This is a genomic window from Corynebacterium bouchesdurhonense (genome assembly GCF_900078305.2).
GTDB lineage: Bacteria > Actinomycetota > Actinomycetes > Mycobacteriales > Mycobacteriaceae > Corynebacterium > Corynebacterium bouchesdurhonense.
This window is the reverse complement of record NZ_LT546028.1, coordinates 986,377-1,000,874: the sequence shown is the minus strand read 5'-3', so window position 1 is coordinate 1,000,874 and position 14,498 is coordinate 986,377. Positions and strand designations below refer to the sequence as shown.

16 protein-coding genes are annotated in these 14,498 nt (G+C 69.4%); 7 read left to right on the top strand and 9 right to left on the bottom strand.

The genetic code is table 11. The features are described 5' to 3' along the window. The first annotated feature begins 38 nt into the window (after positions 1–38). On the top strand, positions 39–524 hold the full coding sequence (locus BN4252_RS09500) for a metallopeptidase family protein (protein WP_066529993.1): 486 nt from the start codon (positions 39–41) through the stop codon (positions 522–524). Between the two features lie 28 nt (positions 525–552). Here the strand turns inward: BN4252_RS09500 and BN4252_RS09495 are convergent, their stop codons facing one another. The 3 genes from BN4252_RS09495 to BN4252_RS09485 all read right to left on the bottom strand — a co-directional run bounded on the left by BN4252_RS09495 (position 553) and on the right by BN4252_RS09485 (position 3,139). After that, the gene (locus BN4252_RS09495; RefSeq protein WP_187370955.1) at positions 553–801 is read right to left on the bottom strand and encodes a WhiB family transcriptional regulator; all 249 of its coding nucleotides are present in this window, start codon (positions 799–801) and stop codon (positions 553–555) included. 314 nt (positions 802–1,115) lie between these two features. Further along, positions 1,116–2,210 (bottom strand): mannose-1-phosphate guanylyltransferase, encoded by a 1,095-nt coding sequence (gene manB, locus BN4252_RS09490; protein WP_066529976.1) that lies wholly within the window; start codon positions 2,208–2,210, stop codon positions 1,116–1,118. Positions 2,211–2,215: 5 nt separating this feature from the next. Next, positions 2,216–3,139, bottom strand: coding sequence for a glycosyltransferase family 2 protein (locus BN4252_RS09485; RefSeq protein ID WP_066529974.1), 924 nt, complete (start codon positions 3,137–3,139; stop codon positions 2,216–2,218). Positions 3,140–3,228: 89 nt separating this feature from the next. On the opposite strand from BN4252_RS09485, the gene BN4252_RS09480 reads away from it, so the two are divergent. The 5 genes from BN4252_RS09480 to BN4252_RS09460 all read left to right on the top strand — a co-directional run bounded on the left by BN4252_RS09480 (position 3,229) and on the right by BN4252_RS09460 (position 8,794). Further along, positions 3,229–4,809 carry an LCP family protein gene (locus BN4252_RS09480; protein WP_066529963.1) on the top strand — a complete coding sequence of 527 codons (1,581 nt, stop codon included), beginning with the start codon at positions 3,229–3,231 and terminating at the stop codon, positions 4,807–4,809. A 20-nt stretch (positions 4,810–4,829) separates the two neighbouring features. Further along, complete coding sequence (locus BN4252_RS09475; RefSeq protein ID WP_066529955.1) at positions 4,830–5,492, top strand: TIGR03089 family protein; 663 nt, start codon at positions 4,830–4,832, stop codon at positions 5,490–5,492. Between the two features lie 94 nt (positions 5,493–5,586). After that, entirely contained in the window at positions 5,587–6,843 is a 1,257-nt protein-coding gene (locus BN4252_RS09470; protein ID WP_066529954.1) for an ABC transporter substrate-binding protein, read from the top strand. Between the two features lie 86 nt (positions 6,844–6,929). Continuing rightward, entirely contained in the window at positions 6,930–7,976 is a 1,047-nt protein-coding gene (locus BN4252_RS09465; RefSeq protein WP_078056885.1) for a carbohydrate ABC transporter permease, read from the top strand. Then, positions 7,973–8,794, top strand: a complete 822-nt coding sequence (locus BN4252_RS09460) for a carbohydrate ABC transporter permease (RefSeq protein WP_066529952.1) — start codon at positions 7,973–7,975, stop codon at positions 8,792–8,794. Before BN4252_RS09465 ends, BN4252_RS09460 begins: the two co-directional genes overlap by 4 nt. Before the next feature lie 13 nt (positions 8,795–8,807). On the opposite strand, the gene BN4252_RS09455 is transcribed toward BN4252_RS09460, so the two are convergent. The 4 genes from BN4252_RS09455 to BN4252_RS09440 form a co-directional block, all read right to left on the bottom strand. Next, positions 8,808–9,950: an HNH endonuclease signature motif containing protein gene (locus BN4252_RS09455; RefSeq protein WP_066529947.1), complete on the bottom strand. Its 1,143-nt coding sequence runs from the start codon at positions 9,948–9,950 to the stop codon at positions 8,808–8,810. Between the two features lie 387 nt (positions 9,951–10,337). Further along, a complete protein-coding gene (locus tag BN4252_RS09450) occupies positions 10,338–10,802 on the bottom strand; it encodes a YdcF family protein (RefSeq protein WP_066529938.1) in 465 nt (154 codons plus the stop codon). Then, a complete protein-coding gene (gene purE, locus BN4252_RS09445; RefSeq protein WP_066529936.1) occupies positions 10,795–11,295 on the bottom strand; it encodes a 5-(carboxyamino)imidazole ribonucleotide mutase in 501 nt (166 codons plus the stop codon). The genes BN4252_RS09450 and purE overlap by 8 nt, the downstream gene beginning before the upstream one ends. Further along, entirely contained in the window at positions 11,296–12,498 is a 1,203-nt protein-coding gene (locus BN4252_RS09440) for a 5-(carboxyamino)imidazole ribonucleotide synthase (protein ID WP_066529930.1), read from the bottom strand. A gap of 7 nt (positions 12,499–12,505) precedes the next feature. On the opposite strand from BN4252_RS09440, the gene budA reads away from it, so the two are divergent. Then, positions 12,506–13,234 carry an acetolactate decarboxylase gene (gene budA, locus BN4252_RS09435; protein WP_066529928.1) on the top strand — a complete coding sequence of 243 codons (729 nt, stop codon included), beginning with the start codon at positions 12,506–12,508 and terminating at the stop codon, positions 13,232–13,234. A 7-nt stretch (positions 13,235–13,241) separates the two neighbouring features. On the opposite strand, the gene BN4252_RS09430 is transcribed toward budA, so the two are convergent. Together BN4252_RS09430 and BN4252_RS09425 are read right to left on the bottom strand one after the other, a co-directional pair. Further along, on the bottom strand, positions 13,242–13,691 hold the full coding sequence (locus tag BN4252_RS09430) for a hypothetical protein (protein WP_066529925.1): 450 nt from the start codon (positions 13,689–13,691) through the stop codon (positions 13,242–13,244). A gap of 7 nt (positions 13,692–13,698) precedes the next feature. Continuing rightward, positions 13,699–14,421, bottom strand: a complete 723-nt coding sequence (locus BN4252_RS09425) for a biotin--[acetyl-CoA-carboxylase] ligase (RefSeq protein WP_066529917.1) — start codon at positions 14,419–14,421, stop codon at positions 13,699–13,701. Positions 14,422–14,498: the final 77 nt, after the last annotated feature.

Genomic DNA, 14,498 nt, shown 5'->3' with positions numbered 1-14,498 from the left:
ACCCTCCGCCCGGCCACGCAGACCTATGATCAACCGCCATGCGCACCCCCTCCCCCGGCGGCGAGCCGCTGCACCTCAGGCCCGCCCGCGACCGCCACGGCCGCGGCGCCCGGGGCCCGCTGATGCCCGTGGGTGTGCCCCGTTACCGCACGCGCTCCATGGCGTTCGACCAGCTGGTGCTAGAGATGTACGCGCCGCTGCACAACGCCTACTTCGAGCAGCTCTCCGGCGTGGACTTGGCGGTGGACACCATCCCCCGCATGCGCCTGCGGGCCGACGCCGCGGTGCTGCCGGACGAGGTGGTGGCCGACGGCCCCGTGCCCCTGGGGCGCGTACTCGCCGCGGGCGTGGACCGGCTCGGCAACCCGACGCGTGCCAGGCTGGTAGTGTTCCGCCGCCCGGTGGAGCAGCGGGCGCGCACAACCGAGGAGCGCGCCGAGCTGGTGGAGTGGATCCTGACGGGCTTGGTGGCCAACTACCTGAACCTGGACCCCAGCGACATCAACCCCGATTTCCCCTGGTAAACCGGACCGGTGAGCGCGCGGGGCAGCCCTAGCCGAGCTGCTTTTTCAGGCGGCGGCGCTCACGGTCGGAGAGGCCACCCCAGATGCCGAAGCGCTCGTCGTGCTCGAGCGCGTACTCCAGACACTCGTCTCGCACCGCGCAGGCCTTGCAGATGCGCTTCGCCTCGCGGGTGGAGCCGCCCTTCTCCGGAAAGAAGGCCTCCGGGTCAGTCTGGGCGCACAGCGCCTGATCCTGCCACTCCTGCTCAACGGTGCCGAACAGTTCGTCCAGGGTCATACCTCCCGCGGCCGCGCCGCGGAGGATTGCGTCATCGCCCATTGTCCGCACCCTTCCTTGCTCCGTTGCCGTCATTTCCCTGATGCCGCGGCGACTCACCGCTGCGACTTACACGCTTGCGATTCAACACTGGGCCCCTAAATAGCCGCAACCTCGACGGCCGCATCGCGCAACATTTGGGACGGATTCCCAGGCGGCCCGTCACATGCGTCACACCAGTTTCAGGCCCGCCGTTTCGGGGGTGGGTAGCGGGGGTACTACATGTTGTGGGCGCAACCCGCCGGAGCAACTAGTTTCCCGTTTTCGCGTGTCGCTTATGCATCCGGCGAAAAACGCACTCCCGAATCCGGGATGGCCACGCCCGGCCACACGCGCATCCCGCCCTGCAGCTCGCAGCGCGCCCCGATGGTGGCGCCCTCGCCGATCACGCAGTCCTGCATCCGCACGTTCGCGCCGATGGTCGCGCCCGCCGCAATGATGGAGTTGCGCACCACGGCACCCGGCTCGATGGTCACGCCGTCGAAGATCACCGAGTCGTCGATGCGCGAACCCGCGCCCACGATGGAGCCGCGCCCCACCACCGTGCCGCCCACCAGGATCACGCCGCCGGCGATGCCCGCCGACGGGTCCACCAGGCACTCGCCCGTCTTGCCCTCCAGCAACGGCGAGTACGCGATGCCGCGCACCAGGTCCGAGGAGCCCTGCACGAAGTCGCTCGGCCGGCCCATGTCCCGCCAGTAGGAGGAATCGACGTGGCCGAGCACGCGGGCTCCGTCGGAAAGCAGGCCCGGAAACACCTCGCGCTCCACGGACACCACCCGGCCGGCCGGGATGTCCGCGATCACCGAGCGCTTGAACACGTAGCAGCCCGCGTTGATCTGGTCCGTCGGCGGATCCTCCGTCTTCTCCAGGAACGCGAGCACGCGCCCGTCGGCGTCCGTGGGCACAGAGCCGAACGCGCGCGGGTCCGGCACCCGCACCAGGTGCAGCGTCACGTCGGCGTCGCCCTCGGCGTGCGTGCGCAGGATCGCGCCCAGGTCAGCGCCGGAAAGGACGTCGCCGTTGAACACCATCGCCGTGTCGAAGCGCAGCTTGTCGTACACGTTGCGGATCGCGCCGCCCGTGCCCAGCGCCTCCTCCTCCACCACGTACTCGATCTCAAGGCCGAGCTCCGAGCCGTCGCCGAAGTACTCCTCGAACACCTCCGCCTTGTACGACGTGCCCAGCACCACATGCTTCATCCCGGCCGCCGCGATGCGCGCCAGGAGGTGGCTCAGGAACGGGTGCCCGGCGGTGGGCAGCATCGGCTTCGGGGTGGAGACGGTCAGCGGGCGCAGGCGCGTGCCCTGCCCGCCGACCAGGATCACCGCGTCCGTCTCCGCGGCCCGCGCCGCGTTGTGTTCAACCATTCGTTTCACCTTTCTCGGGCATGTGCTTGTCGACGCCCCAATGAGACCGCGCCCCTTACCTTCAGACCGCCCCACAGCGCCAGCCGCAAGGGTGCCTGCCACCACCGCGGGTGGCGGTCGCGCTGGTACCGGTACGCGGAATCGTGGTGCGCCGGCACGGTGACGCGGGAGGCCTTGTTCGCGGCGTGGCCCTGGTCGTGCAGGATGACGGAGGAGGGGCAGTACAGGTTGTCCCACCCCGCGCGGCCGAGGCGGTCGCCCAGATCCACGTCCTCCAGGTACATGAAGTAGCGCTCGTCGAAGCCGCCGACGGCGTCGAACGCCTCCCACCGCACCAGCAGGCACGCGCCGGAGAGCCACCCGGCGGTGCGCTGCGTGTCCATGTCCGCGCCGGCCTTGTACTTGGCGGTGAACGGGTTCGACGGCCACACGCCGCTCAGCAGGGCGTGGCCGGTGCCGGTGATGAGGCTGGGCAGTTCGCGGGCGCTGGGGTAAGCCGACCCGTCCGCCTCCTCGATGCGCGGGCCGGCCGCCCCGGCGCGCGGGGCGCTGCGGGCGCACCGCAGCAGCTCGTCCAGGCTGCCTGGGGTGAAGGTGACGTCCGGGTTGACGATGAGGAAGAACTCCTGGTCGATCTCCCCGCGCCCGCGCCGCGCGCGCAGCTGAGCCGCGGCGGCGTTGATGGCCGCGCCGTAGCCGATGTTGCCGCCCGTCGCCATGAACTCCACGCCCTCGCGCTCGGCGGCCGCGCGCTGCGGCACGCCGTCGGTGGAGCCGTTGTCGGCGCACACCATAAGCGTCGGCTGCCGCGTGGCCGCCTCGAGCGAGTCGAGCAGGGCGCCCAGGTGGGGCCCCGGCGAATAGGTCACCGCCACCACGGCGAGCGGGGCGGGTACATGTTGAGCGTTCGTCACAATGCGCCACAGCATACCCAGCGCAAACGGCCCGGCCCGGCAGGCGCGCGCGAACGCGCCGCGACAGCTCAACCCGCCTGACCTGTGCCGTATACTCACCCGCTGTGACCGACAACTACAGGCGCGCCCGCGACATCCAGCCGGCCCCCTCCCGGGTTCGCGATATCAGCCAGTCCGGGCACCCTGTGGTCAAGTCCGCCCTGGCGTTCGCCTCGGCACTGATTCTCATTGTCAGTGGCGTTGGGTACGCGGCCGTCGGCAGGCTAGGCAATCAGCTCAGCGCCTCGGACCTGCACATCACCTCCCCCCGCAAGTCCGGCAAGGGTGCCGGCACCGGCGGCGAGGACACCCTCGACGGGGCCGTGGACATCCTCCTCGTCGGCTCCGACTCGCGCACCGACGCCCAGGGCAACCCCCTGTCCGAGGCCGAACTCGCGCGGTTGAACGCCGGCGTCTCCGACGGCGAGATTAATACGGACACGATCATGGTTTTGCGCGTGCCGGAGGACGGCTCCCGAGCCACCGCCGTGTCCATCCCCCGCGACACCTACGTGCACACCGAGGACTACGGCAACCTGAAAATCAACGGCGTCTACGCCGCCCACGCCGAGGCGAAGCGCGCCGAGCTCACCGAGGGCGGCATGAACCCCGGCAAGCAGCTCGAGCAGCAGGTCGCGCGCGCGGGGCAGGAGGGGCTCATCGACGCGGTGGCGGACTTAACCGGCGTGGAGGTGGACCACTACGCCCAGGTGGGCCTGCTCGGGTTTGTGCTGATGACCGACGCGGTGGGCGGCGTGGACGTCTGCCTGAACGAGGCTGTCAACGAGCCGCTGTCCGGCGCGAACTTCCCCGCGGGCGAGCAGACCCTCAACGGCGCGCAGGCCCTGTCCTTCGTGCGCCAGCGCCACGACCTGCCCCGCGGCGACCTAGACCGCATCGTGCGCCAGCAGGCGTACATGGCATCGCTGGTGCAGAAGGTGCTCTCCGCGGGCACGCTGACCAACCCCGCGCGACTGCGCGACCTCGCCAGCGCCGCCGAGCGCTCCGTCACGCTCGACCAGGGGTGGGACATCATGGCGTTCGCACAGCAGATGTCGGGCCTCGCTGGCGGCAACGTGACGTTCTCCACCATCCCGGTGACCTCCGTCAACGGCGTCGGCGATTACGGCGAGTCCATCATCACCGTGGACGTCGGCCAGGTGCACCAGTACATGGAAAGCGTGGTCGCGCCCGTGGAGGAGGCCCCGGAGACCACCACTGCGGCCGAGGCCGCGCCGGAACTGGCGCCGGCGGAGGCGTACGTGCTCAACGCGGGCGGGCGCCCCGGCCAGGCCGGCGCGGTGGGTGACCACCTCAAGGCCATGGGGGTGACGGTGGCGGAGGTGTCCAACGCTATGGAGGGCATCTACTCCCAGTCCCAGATCGTTGCCCCCACGGCCACGGACCCGGCCGCGGTGGAGCTGGCGGGGCGCCTCGGCGGCCTGCCGGTCACGGCCAACCAGAACCTCGAGCCCGGCAGCATCATCGTGGTCGTGGCGGATGACTACCGCGGCCCCGCCGCCGTGACCAGCGCCGCCGCGACCACCACGGCGGCACCGGTGGGCACCCCGGGCGAGGACTTCGGCGTGGCGGAGACCCCGCCGGAGATAACCGCGGGCGGCACGGGCCCGCGTTGCGTGAATTAAGTGGTCTACGCTGGGCGGGCATGAACATGCTCGCCCCGCTCCTGCGAACCGACCCGGCCAGCCCGCGCCTGACCGTCTACGACGAGGCCCGCGGCACCCGGATGGAGTTCTCGGCCCAGACGCTGGACAACTGGGCGAACAAGGTAGCCAACATGCTCGTGGAGGAGTTCGAGGCGGACGCGGACACGCGGGTGGGCATCGACCTCGGCGCGTCGTGGCAGTCCGCGGTGATTGCGCTGGGCGCGTACAACGCGGGGCTTTCTCCGCTTTTCGACGCTCCCTTCGCCACCCCCACCGTCATCTTCACCACGCCGGAGGCCGCCGGCCGGTTCTCCGCGGTGCCGGATTGCGTGGTGGTCTCGGACGACCCGTTCGGCCGCGGCGTGGTCGAGGCAGGCGGGCAGCTTCCCGAGGGCACCGTCGACTTCGGCCCCACCGTGCGCTTCTACGGCGACCAGTACTACGGCCCGAGCACCGACCTGGCCCGCTTCGCCCTGCCGGAGATCGGCGCCGAGCGCTACCTGGTTCCGCCGTGGGGCAGCGCCGCCGAGTTCGAGCGCGGTGTGCTCGCGCCGCTGGCGGCGGGTGGCTCGGTGGTCCTTATCACCGGCCTGTGCCCAGCCGAGCGCCTTGAGGAGATCGCGGCGGCCGAGAAGGTAACGGGCTTCTTAACCGAAGGTTAATTACCCCCGTTGTCGGGCAAACGGACAGTTTCCAGGTTTTCTTTCGGGGTTGCCCAATATGTTGTAACCAACCCCGATACGGAAAGGTCTGAGTATGAACCGTCACACCACCCGCCGCACCGGCGCCGTTCTGTGCGCCCTCGCACTGTCCACCACCATGGTCGCCTGCTCCAACGAGAGCGACGGCGGCAACGGCGACGCGGCCGGCGGCAGCACCGCCTCGGGCGCGGACCGCGGCCCCATCACCTTCGCCATGGGCCGCAACGACACGGACAAGATCATCCCGATCATCGACAAGTGGAACGCCGAGCACGCGGACGAGCAGGTCACCTTGAAGGAGCTCGCCGGCGAGGCGGATGACCAGCGCGACACCCTCGTGCAGTCCCTCCAGGCCGGCAACGCCGACTACGACGTGATGGCGCTCGACGTGGTGTGGACCGCGGACTTTGCCGCCAACCAGTGGCTCGAGCCGCTCGAGGGCGACTTGGCCGTGGACACCTCGGGCCTGCTGCAGTCCACCGTGGACTCCGCCACCTACAACGGCACCCTCTACGCCCTGCCGCAGAACACCAACGGCCAGCTCCTGTTCCGCAACACCGACCTGGCCAAGGACAAGCCGGACACCTTCGAGGACATCAAGTCCGCCTGCAAGGCCATCGAGAAGGACTGCCTGACCACCCAGCTCAAGCAGTACGAGGGCCTGACCGTGAACACCCTCGGCTTTATCAACGGCTGGGGCGGCGAGGTGCTGGACGCATCCGGCGAGCCCGCCGTCGAGTCCCCGGAGGCGAAGGCCGGGCTTCAGGCGCTTGTCGACGCATACAAGGACAAAACCATCTCCCCCGCCTCCACCGCCGCCACCGAGGAGGAGACCAACCTGGCCTTCACCGGCGGCGACACCGCCTTCGCCATCAACTGGCCCTACATGTACACCAACGCCGAAGAGGCCGGCCTAAACTTCGAGGTCCAGCCGCTGGTGGGCGAGAAGGGCGTGGGCGTGTCCACCCTGGGCGGCTACAACAACGGCATCAACGTGAACTCCGAGCACAAGGCCACGGCGCGCGACTTCATCGAGTTCGTCATCAACGAGGACAACCAAATGTCCTTCGCCGAGGCGTCCTTCCCGCCGGTGCTGTCGAAGATCTACGACGACAAGGAGCTCATCGACAAGTACCCCTACCTCCCGGCGCTGAAGGAGTCCCTGGAGAACGCGAAGCCGCGCCCGGTCTCGCCGTTCTACCCGGCCATCTCGAAGGCAGTGCAGGACAACGCCTACGCGGCGCTGACCTCCGGCAAGAGCGTCGACGACGCCACCCGCGACATGGCCGCCGCCATCAAGCAGGCCCAGTAACGGCGCTCAACACGCCCGAAAAACACGCCCGCCACGGATACAATCCGGTGCGGGCGTTCGCCCGTTGTAGACCCCGAAAGGCCCACATGAGCACCACCACCCAGCCACCGGCGCAGCGTGCGGGACGAGCCCGCGGCGGCGCGCGTAAGGGCACGCGCCCCGACGCGCGCCTAGGCGCGCGCACGGACACACGCAAGGCCTACGCGCTCGTCGCGCCGGCCCTCGCTGTCCTCGCCGTCGTCATCGGCTACCCGATCATCCGCGCGATCTGGCTGTCCTTCCAAGGCAACCGCCGCCTCGACCCGAAGACGGGCGTGTTCACCGACGGCGGCTTCAGCGGCCTCGAGAACTACATGTACTGGATCACCAACCGCTGCGTCACCCCGTCCGGCGCCGTCGGCACGTGCCCGCCCGGCGTCCTGGCCACCGACTTCTGGCCAGCGGTCCGCATCACCCTCTTCTTCGCCGTGGTCACCGTGCTGCTGGAGACGGTCCTCGGCCTCGCTATGGCGATGATCATGAACCACCCCTCCCCCGCCCGCGGCCTCATCCGCGCCGCCGTGCTCATCCCGTGGGCCATCCCCACCGCGGTGACCGCGAAGCTGTGGCAGTTCATGTTCGCCCCGGCCGGCATCGTCAACTCCCTGCTGGGCAAGGACATCGCGTGGACCACCGACCCGTGGGCCGCCCGCTTCGCCGTCATCATCGCCGACGTGTGGAAGACCACCCCGTTCATGGCGCTGCTCATCCTCGCCGGCCTGCAAATGATCGACCGGGACATCTACGAAGCCGCCCGCGTCGACGGCGCCTCCGCGTGGCAGACCTTCACCCGCATCACCCTGCCGCTGGTCCGCCCCGCCCTCATGGTGGCCGTCCTCTTCCGCACCCTCGATGCCCTGCGCATGTACGACCTGCCCGTGATCATGATCTCCGGTTCCTCCAACTCGCCCACGGCCACCATCTCCCAGCTCGTGGTCGAGGACATGCGCCAAGGCAACTTCAACTCCGCATCCGCCCTTTCCACGCTCATCTTCCTGCTGATCTTCGCCGTGGCATTTGTGATGATCCGATTTTTGGGCGCGGACGTTGGGGGGCGTCGACAAGCAAAAGCCCCGAAGGAGGCCGCGCGATGAAACGGGCCTTACACGCACTCGGCGTCATCTTCATCATGTTCTGGGGGCTCGCGCCGTTCTACTGGATGCTGATCACGGCGCTTCGCGACAAGCGCCACACCTTCGACACCACGCCCTGGCCCACGCACGTCACGCTGGACAACTTCCGCGACGCGCTGGCCACCGACAAGGGCAACGACTTCCTCGGGGCGATCGGCAACTCGCTGATCATTTCGCTGAGCACAACCGCCCTCGCCGTACTCGTGGGCGTGTTCACCGCGTACGCGCTGGCGCGGCTCGACTTCCCCGGCAAGGGCATCATCACCGGCATCATCCTCGCCGCGTCGATGTTCCCGGGCATCGCACTGGTGACGCCGCTGTTCCAGCTGTTCGGCGACCTCAACTGGATTGGCACCTACCGCGCGATGATCATCCCCAACATCTCGTTCGCGCTGCCGTTGACGGTGTACACGCTGGTGTCGTTCTTCCAACAGCTGCCGTGGGAGCTGGAGGAGGCAGCGCGCGTGGACGGCGCGACCCGCGGCCAAGCGTTCCGCCTCATCCTCCTGCCGCTGGCGGCGCCGGCGATTTTCACCACGGCGATCATCGCGTTCATCACCACGTGGAACGAGTTCATGCTCGCGCGCCAGCTGTCCACCAACAGCACCGAGCCCGTCACCGTGGCCATCGCGCGCTTCAGCGGCCCGAGCGCGTTCGAGTTCCCGTACGCGGCGATCATGGCCGCGGGGTCGCTGGTGACCATCCCGCTGATCATCATGGTGCTCGTGTTCCAGCGCCGCATCGTCTCGGGCCTGACCGCGGGCGGCGTCAAGGGGTGACGGGCTCCGCGGCCTAGCCTGGTGGTGGGTCTGTGCCGAACAGTTGTTCCATGGCGCCGAAGTGGGCGTGGTGCGGGTTTTTCGCGGGGTAGCCGCGCGGTGAGACCCAGGTGGGCCGCCCGTGGGCGGTGTCGATGCGGCCGCGGCCGTTGCTGCGGCCGGTTACCGGCTGGTCGTCGTCGTTGATGCGGTTGTGGTAGCGACACACCGGCACCAGGTTGGCAAGGTTCGTCTCCCCACCGTGTTTCCACGTCTGGATGTGGTGGATCTCGCACGCCTCGGCCCCGTGCCTGCACCCCGGCACCGGGCACACCGGCGTCACCGCACGCGCAAGGTCGCGCTGCTTCTGGTTAGCAAACCGGGCCGTGCGGTACAGGTTCACCGCCCCCTCCTGCGGGTGAAACAGCGCCGCCTCCAACTCGAATGCACCGGTTGCCACAACCTGGTTGAGAAACTCCGCCCCGGTCATGGTGGTGGCATCCGAAAGCCCCAGCACCGTGTCGTCGCCCTCGCCGCGCATGATGCGCACCCAACTGGCAAGCGGGATCAACAGCAACGGCCGCGGCACCGCCGCCGCCACCCCACCCGCACCAGCACCAGCACCAGCATCAGCATCACCGGCGGGGTCGAGCAGTTCCCACAGCGCGTCGTACATCTCCTCACCCGCCGGGCCCACCCCTGGGGCGCGGCCCATCAACGCGTGCTCCAGATCCGCCATGCGACGCTGCGAACCGACCACCGTCAGCGAACGCTTACCACCCCGGGTGCGTGAAACCCGCACCCGGTCCGGGCCCGCCGGCCGCTCAGGCGCGGGCGCGGCCTGCTGGGCCGCGCGGCGAAGCGCCGCGTGAGACCCGCGCACCGAAAGCAACTCGCGGCGCACCCGCCACCGCGCAGCGGCGTCGTCGATGTTCGCCATGTAGCGCTCGATGAGCACCAGCTTGTCCAAACTGTGCCCACCGGCGCGCGCCGCCTCCACCCCCAGGCGCTGCTGCGCACGAAACCGGGTGGGCCCGAAGTACACCTCGTGCACCCCGGCCAACGCCCGCACCCGAGCCGGATCCACCCCGGCCGCGATCAACGCGTCACGGTCGAAACCGGCCAGGGCATCAACACCCAGGGCGCGGACCGCGTCGAGAAGATCAGCAAACGTCATGACCGAAACGCTAACCCGCCCGCCCACACAACGAAACCCCCCACCACCCACCTGTGGACAACCCCGCACACCCACACCCCGCAACCAACACAGTTATCCACAACCACCACCCAACCCCTTGACCCGTCTCTTATACACATCCCCGAGCCCACCAGACGGACCCCTACCTCGGATGCCCATGACACTATCCCGACGTGTTTACTATCTGACGGAAGATACGTTACACAGTCATGTGTTTTATCTCACCTGAACCGCAGGGCACCGGCAACGACCCCGAGCGAAAGGACCGCGGGCCGCGTGGGGGGGGGGGGGGCGCCCCCCCCCCCCCCCCCCCCCCCCCGCCGTTATCCACAACCACCACCCAACCCCTTGACCGCGGCCCGCCGATCAGCTACGCAAACGCCGCCACGCCACGCGCGCCAGGGAATGCGGCAGCGCGACGCACTCGCGCGCGTAGTTCTTCGCGCGGCTCAGGGGCCGCCCAGGAGGCAGGGGGGCGCCCACCACGTGCACCGGGATTCCCAGGTGCCGGGCCCAAACGCGGGTACGGGGAACATGAAAGGTGGAGGTGATGGCGGTGAGCATGGGGGCGTCGGGAAGCAATGCCCGAGAACGCTCCAAGTTCTCGTTCGTGGAGGTCGCGAGCGGCTCCACCACGATGTGCTCCGCCGCCACGCCCCGCTCGGCGAGCCACGCCGCCATCACCTCCGCCTCGCCAAACCCGCTCACCACCACGGGCCGCGGGTCGGCGCGGTAGAGGCGCAGCGCCTCCGCCAGCCGCGACTCGAGCATGCGGGACGGCCGGCCGCCGACCACCCGCGCGCCGAGGACGACAAGCGGGCTGCTACTCACCGAGCAGGCGCGCGCGCAGTGCCTCGTCCTTGCGCTCCACCTCGGCGGCCATGCGCGCCTGGTAGTCCGCCATCTTGGCCACCAATGCCTCGTCGCCGGCGCCGAGGATGCGCACGGCCAGCAGCCCCGCGTTCTTCGCGCCGCCGATGGAGACGGTGGCCACCGGCACGCCACCCGGCATCTGCACGATGGACAGCAGCGAGTCCAGCCCGTCCAGGTCCGCTAGCGCGCGCGGGATGCCGATCACCGGCAGCGGCGTGGCGGCCGCGACCATGCCCGGCAGGTGGGCCGCTCCCCCGGCGCAGGCGATGATGGCCTTCAGCCCGCGCGTGTGCGCCTGTTTGGCGTACGCGAGCATCTTTTCGGGCGTGCGGTGCGCGGAGACCACGCCCACCTCGAACGGCACGCCAAACTCGGCGAGCACCTCTGCCGCGGGGGCCACGGTGTCCCAGTCCGAGTCCGAGCCCATGATCAGTCCAACTTGCGGTTCCATTTACGCGTCCCTCCACGCTGCGTTGATGATGAAGTGGGCGGCGTCCTCCGCCACCGCGCGCGCCTCGGCCACGGTGTCGGCGGAGACGTTCACGTGGCCCATCTTGCGCCCCGGGCGCCAATCCTTGCCGTACAGGTGCACCTTGGCCTGCGGGTAGCGGCGCATCACCTCCGCCACGCGCTCGCCCATCGGCATCTCCGGGTCGCGCTCGCCGCCGAGGGTGTTGACCATCACGGTGGCGGGCGCGGTCGCGTCCACGGCGCCGAGCGGCCAGTTCAGCACGGCGCGCAGGTGCTGCTCGAACTGCGAGGTCACGCACCCGTCCTGTGTCCAGTGCCCGGTGTTGTGGGGCCGCATGGCCAGCTCGTTGACCTGGATTTCGCCTCCGGCCTCGAACAGCTCCACGGCAAGCACGCCGGTCACGTCCAGCTCCTCGGCGATGCGGCAGGCCAGCTGGCTGCACTCGCGGGCCAGCTCGTCGGGGATGCCGGCCGGGCTGATCGCCACGCGGCACACCCCGCCGTCCTGGATTGACTCGACCACGGGCCAGGCGCGGATCTCGCCGGCGCGGTTGCGCGCCACCATCGCTGACAGCTCGCGGTCGAAGGGGATTTTGCGCTCGCCCATCAGCGGCGCGTCGAGCTCCTCCACCAGCGAGAGCAGTTCGCTTTTCGACGCAGGGAACCACACGCCCTTCCCGTCATAACCGCCCCTGGTGGCTTTCAGGCACACCGCGCCGTCCACGCTGTCCCAGAACGCTTCCGCGTCGGCCGCCGATTCGATGGCGGCGAAGGCCGGCACCGGCGCGCCAAGCTCGCGCAGCCGCCGGCGCTGCTCGAGCTTGTCCTGGGCGTAGATCAGGGCTTGGGGCCGCGGTTCGACGGGGACTGGGTCCACGGGTGCGTCGAGAAGCAATTGCACATGCTCGTTGGGAACGTGCTCGTGGTCGAAGGTCACCGCATCCGCACCGGCGGCCACCCGGCGCACGTCCCCGAGGTCGGTGTAATCGCCCAGGCGCACGTCGTGGGCCACCTGCGCCGCGGAGGCGTCCTCTTCCCCCGCCAGCAGGCGGATCTCGACGCCCAGCTCGATCGCTTCGGTCTGCATCATCCGTGCCAGCTGGCCGTCGCCGATCACGGCCACCACCGGCATCCCATACGCGTTAGTCACCCGCCCCACTGTAGTCCCCGGCCCAGTTACCATTGCAGGCATGGTTGCTGCGATCACCCGCCACACGATTTTCCAGAACTCGCTCATGACGGCGCTCCTCGACGGCATCTACGACGGCGAGCTCACCATCAGCGACATCCTGTCCAAGGGCAACTTCGGCCTCGGCACCTTCGACGCGCTGGACGGGGAGATGCTCATCCTCGACGGGGTGTGCCACCAGCTCACCAGCGACGGCAAGGCCCGCGTGGCCGACCTGGAGCAGCGCACCCCCTTCACCGTGGTGACCAACTTCGTGCCGCGAATCCGGGTCGACGCGCCGCGCGGGATGCGCCGCGGCGAGCTGTCCACCTTCATCGACGAGCTCGAGCCGAGCGGCAACTACTTCTACGCCGTGAAGATCACCGGCACGTTCTCCCACGTGGTCACCCGCACCGTGAGCAAGCAGGAAAAGCCGTACCCGCCGATGTCGCAGGCGGTGGGCGACGACGCGGAGCACCACTTCGAGGGCGTGCGCGGCGTGATCGGCGGCTTCCGCACCCCGGCCTACGCCAAGGGTATCGGCGTGCCCGGCTGCCACGTGCACTTCATCGACGAGGAGCGCTCCTCCGGCGGCCATGTGCTGGACTACACGGTGGACGAGGCCGTGATCGAGCTGTGCCCCGGCACCGACATGGAGCTGCACCTGCCCGTCACTGCGGATTTCCAGGCCGGCGACCTCTCCCCCGAGGACCTGGACGCGCAGCTGCACACCACGGAGATCAAAGGCTAGTGAAGGGCTAGCGACGGCCGTTGATCAAGCGCTCCACCTGCTTCGCCTTGCCAACCGACTCGTAGTGCAGCGGGCGCCCGAAGCCGTGCACGGCGATGTCCAGCCCGCCCTTGGCCCGGCGCGCGGAGTGGATCTGGCGGTGCGGGATCGAGTCCACCGCGCCGCGGGGGCCGCGCACGAGCACGCGCCGGTCCGTGACCACCAGCCGCCGGCGGCGGGCGCGCACCACGGGCAGGACGAAGCGCCACAGCACCACCAGCGCCCACACCCCCACGAGCGCGTTGCGCGCTGGCACCCCCACGGCCGGGGTGACATCCATCCAGCCGATGGCGATCCACGCCACGCCGGTGACCAGGACCAGCTCTAGCAGCGGGAAGATGAGGGAGGACAGGGGGGAGGCGACGTCGGCAAGCACAAGCTCCCCCTCCTCAACCTGAAACCGCACCTTATCCGCCATGTGCCACCTACGCCCGTGGCCGCAGGTGGTGGACGTCGCCCACGGCGTAGGCGGTGCCGTCGATGATCACTTCCCCCGCGTCGTTCACGCCGTCCACCGTGCCCGTCACCACGCCGTTGTGCAGCTCCATGCGCACCTCCTGGCCGATGGTGGTGCACACACGGCGGTAGTCCTCGAGCAGCCGCGGGTCCCCGTCGAGCCACTGCCCCAGGCGCTGGCCCATGGCGGTGAGGATGTCGATGGTGAAGTCGTCGAAATCCACCTCGATGCCCTCGAGGTTGAGCGCCGTGGCGGTCTCCACCGGCAGATCCTCGGGCCGCATGGCCACGTTGATGCCGATGCCCACCACCACCTTGGGCATGTCCAGGCCCGAGAGGATGCCGGCGATCTTTTTGCCGCGGATCTGCACGTCGTTGGGCCACTTCAGCTGCGCCTCAGGCACCACGTCGGTGACGGCCACGCCCGGCGCGATGGACAGCAGGCCGAAGTCGCCCGGGTGCTTCGAGGCGTCGAGCACCATGCTCATGGCCAGCTGCGAGCCCTTCGGCGAGACCCAGTGCCGGCCGAGGCGGCCCTTGCCGTCGGTTTGCTCGTCGGCGATGAGCACCATGCCCGGCTCGCCGTGCGCCAGCATGTCCGCGTTGGTGGACCCCGTCGACTCGACCCACTGCACGTCGCGCCAGTACTCGGCCACGGCTTCCTGGATCCGGTTGATATCTCGCACGCTCATGGTGCGCCAGTGTATCGGGGCTTTTGCTTTCCGACGCCCGCTTCCCACGCCGTCCCACGCCGGATCGACCTATGCTC

What these genes read in the sequence shown, in the direction of transcription:
- BN4252_RS09485 (WP_066529974.1), bottom strand. Translation starts at nt 3,139, where the DNA reads ATGCTGTGGCGCATTGTGACGAACGCTCAACATGTACCCGCCCCGCTC.
- BN4252_RS09460 (WP_066529952.1), top strand. Translation starts at nt 7,973, where the DNA reads ATGAAACGGGCCTTACACGCACTCGGCGTCATCTTCATCATGTTCTGG.
- manB (WP_066529976.1), bottom strand. Translation starts at nt 2,210, where the DNA reads ATGGTTGAACACAACGCGGCGCGGGCCGCGGAGACGGACGCGGTGATC.
- BN4252_RS09500 (WP_066529993.1), top strand. Translation starts at nt 39, where the DNA reads ATGCGCACCCCCTCCCCCGGCGGCGAGCCGCTGCACCTCAGGCCCGCC.
- BN4252_RS09475 (WP_066529955.1), top strand. Translation starts at nt 4,830, where the DNA reads ATGAACATGCTCGCCCCGCTCCTGCGAACCGACCCGGCCAGCCCGCGC.
- BN4252_RS09455 (WP_066529947.1), bottom strand. Translation starts at nt 9,950, where the DNA reads ATGACGTTTGCTGATCTTCTCGACGCGGTCCGCGCCCTGGGTGTTGAT.
- BN4252_RS09440 (WP_066529930.1), bottom strand. Translation starts at nt 12,498, where the DNA reads ATGGTAACTGGGCCGGGGACTACAGTGGGGCGGGTGACTAACGCGTAT.
- BN4252_RS09470 (WP_066529954.1), top strand. Translation starts at nt 5,587, where the DNA reads ATGAACCGTCACACCACCCGCCGCACCGGCGCCGTTCTGTGCGCCCTC.
- purE (WP_066529936.1), bottom strand. Translation starts at nt 11,295, where the DNA reads ATGGAACCGCAAGTTGGACTGATCATGGGCTCGGACTCGGACTGGGAC.
- BN4252_RS09495 (WP_187370955.1), bottom strand. Translation starts at nt 801, where the DNA reads ATGACCCTGGACGAACTGTTCGGCACCGTTGAGCAGGAGTGGCAGGAT.
- BN4252_RS09425 (WP_066529917.1), bottom strand. Translation starts at nt 14,421, where the DNA reads ATGAGCGTGCGAGATATCAACCGGATCCAGGAAGCCGTGGCCGAGTAC.
- budA (WP_066529928.1), top strand. Translation starts at nt 12,506, where the DNA reads ATGGTTGCTGCGATCACCCGCCACACGATTTTCCAGAACTCGCTCATG.
- BN4252_RS09465 (WP_078056885.1), top strand. Translation starts at nt 6,930, where the DNA reads ATGAGCACCACCACCCAGCCACCGGCGCAGCGTGCGGGACGAGCCCGC.
- BN4252_RS09430 (WP_066529925.1), bottom strand. Translation starts at nt 13,691, where the DNA reads ATGGCGGATAAGGTGCGGTTTCAGGTTGAGGAGGGGGAGCTTGTGCTT.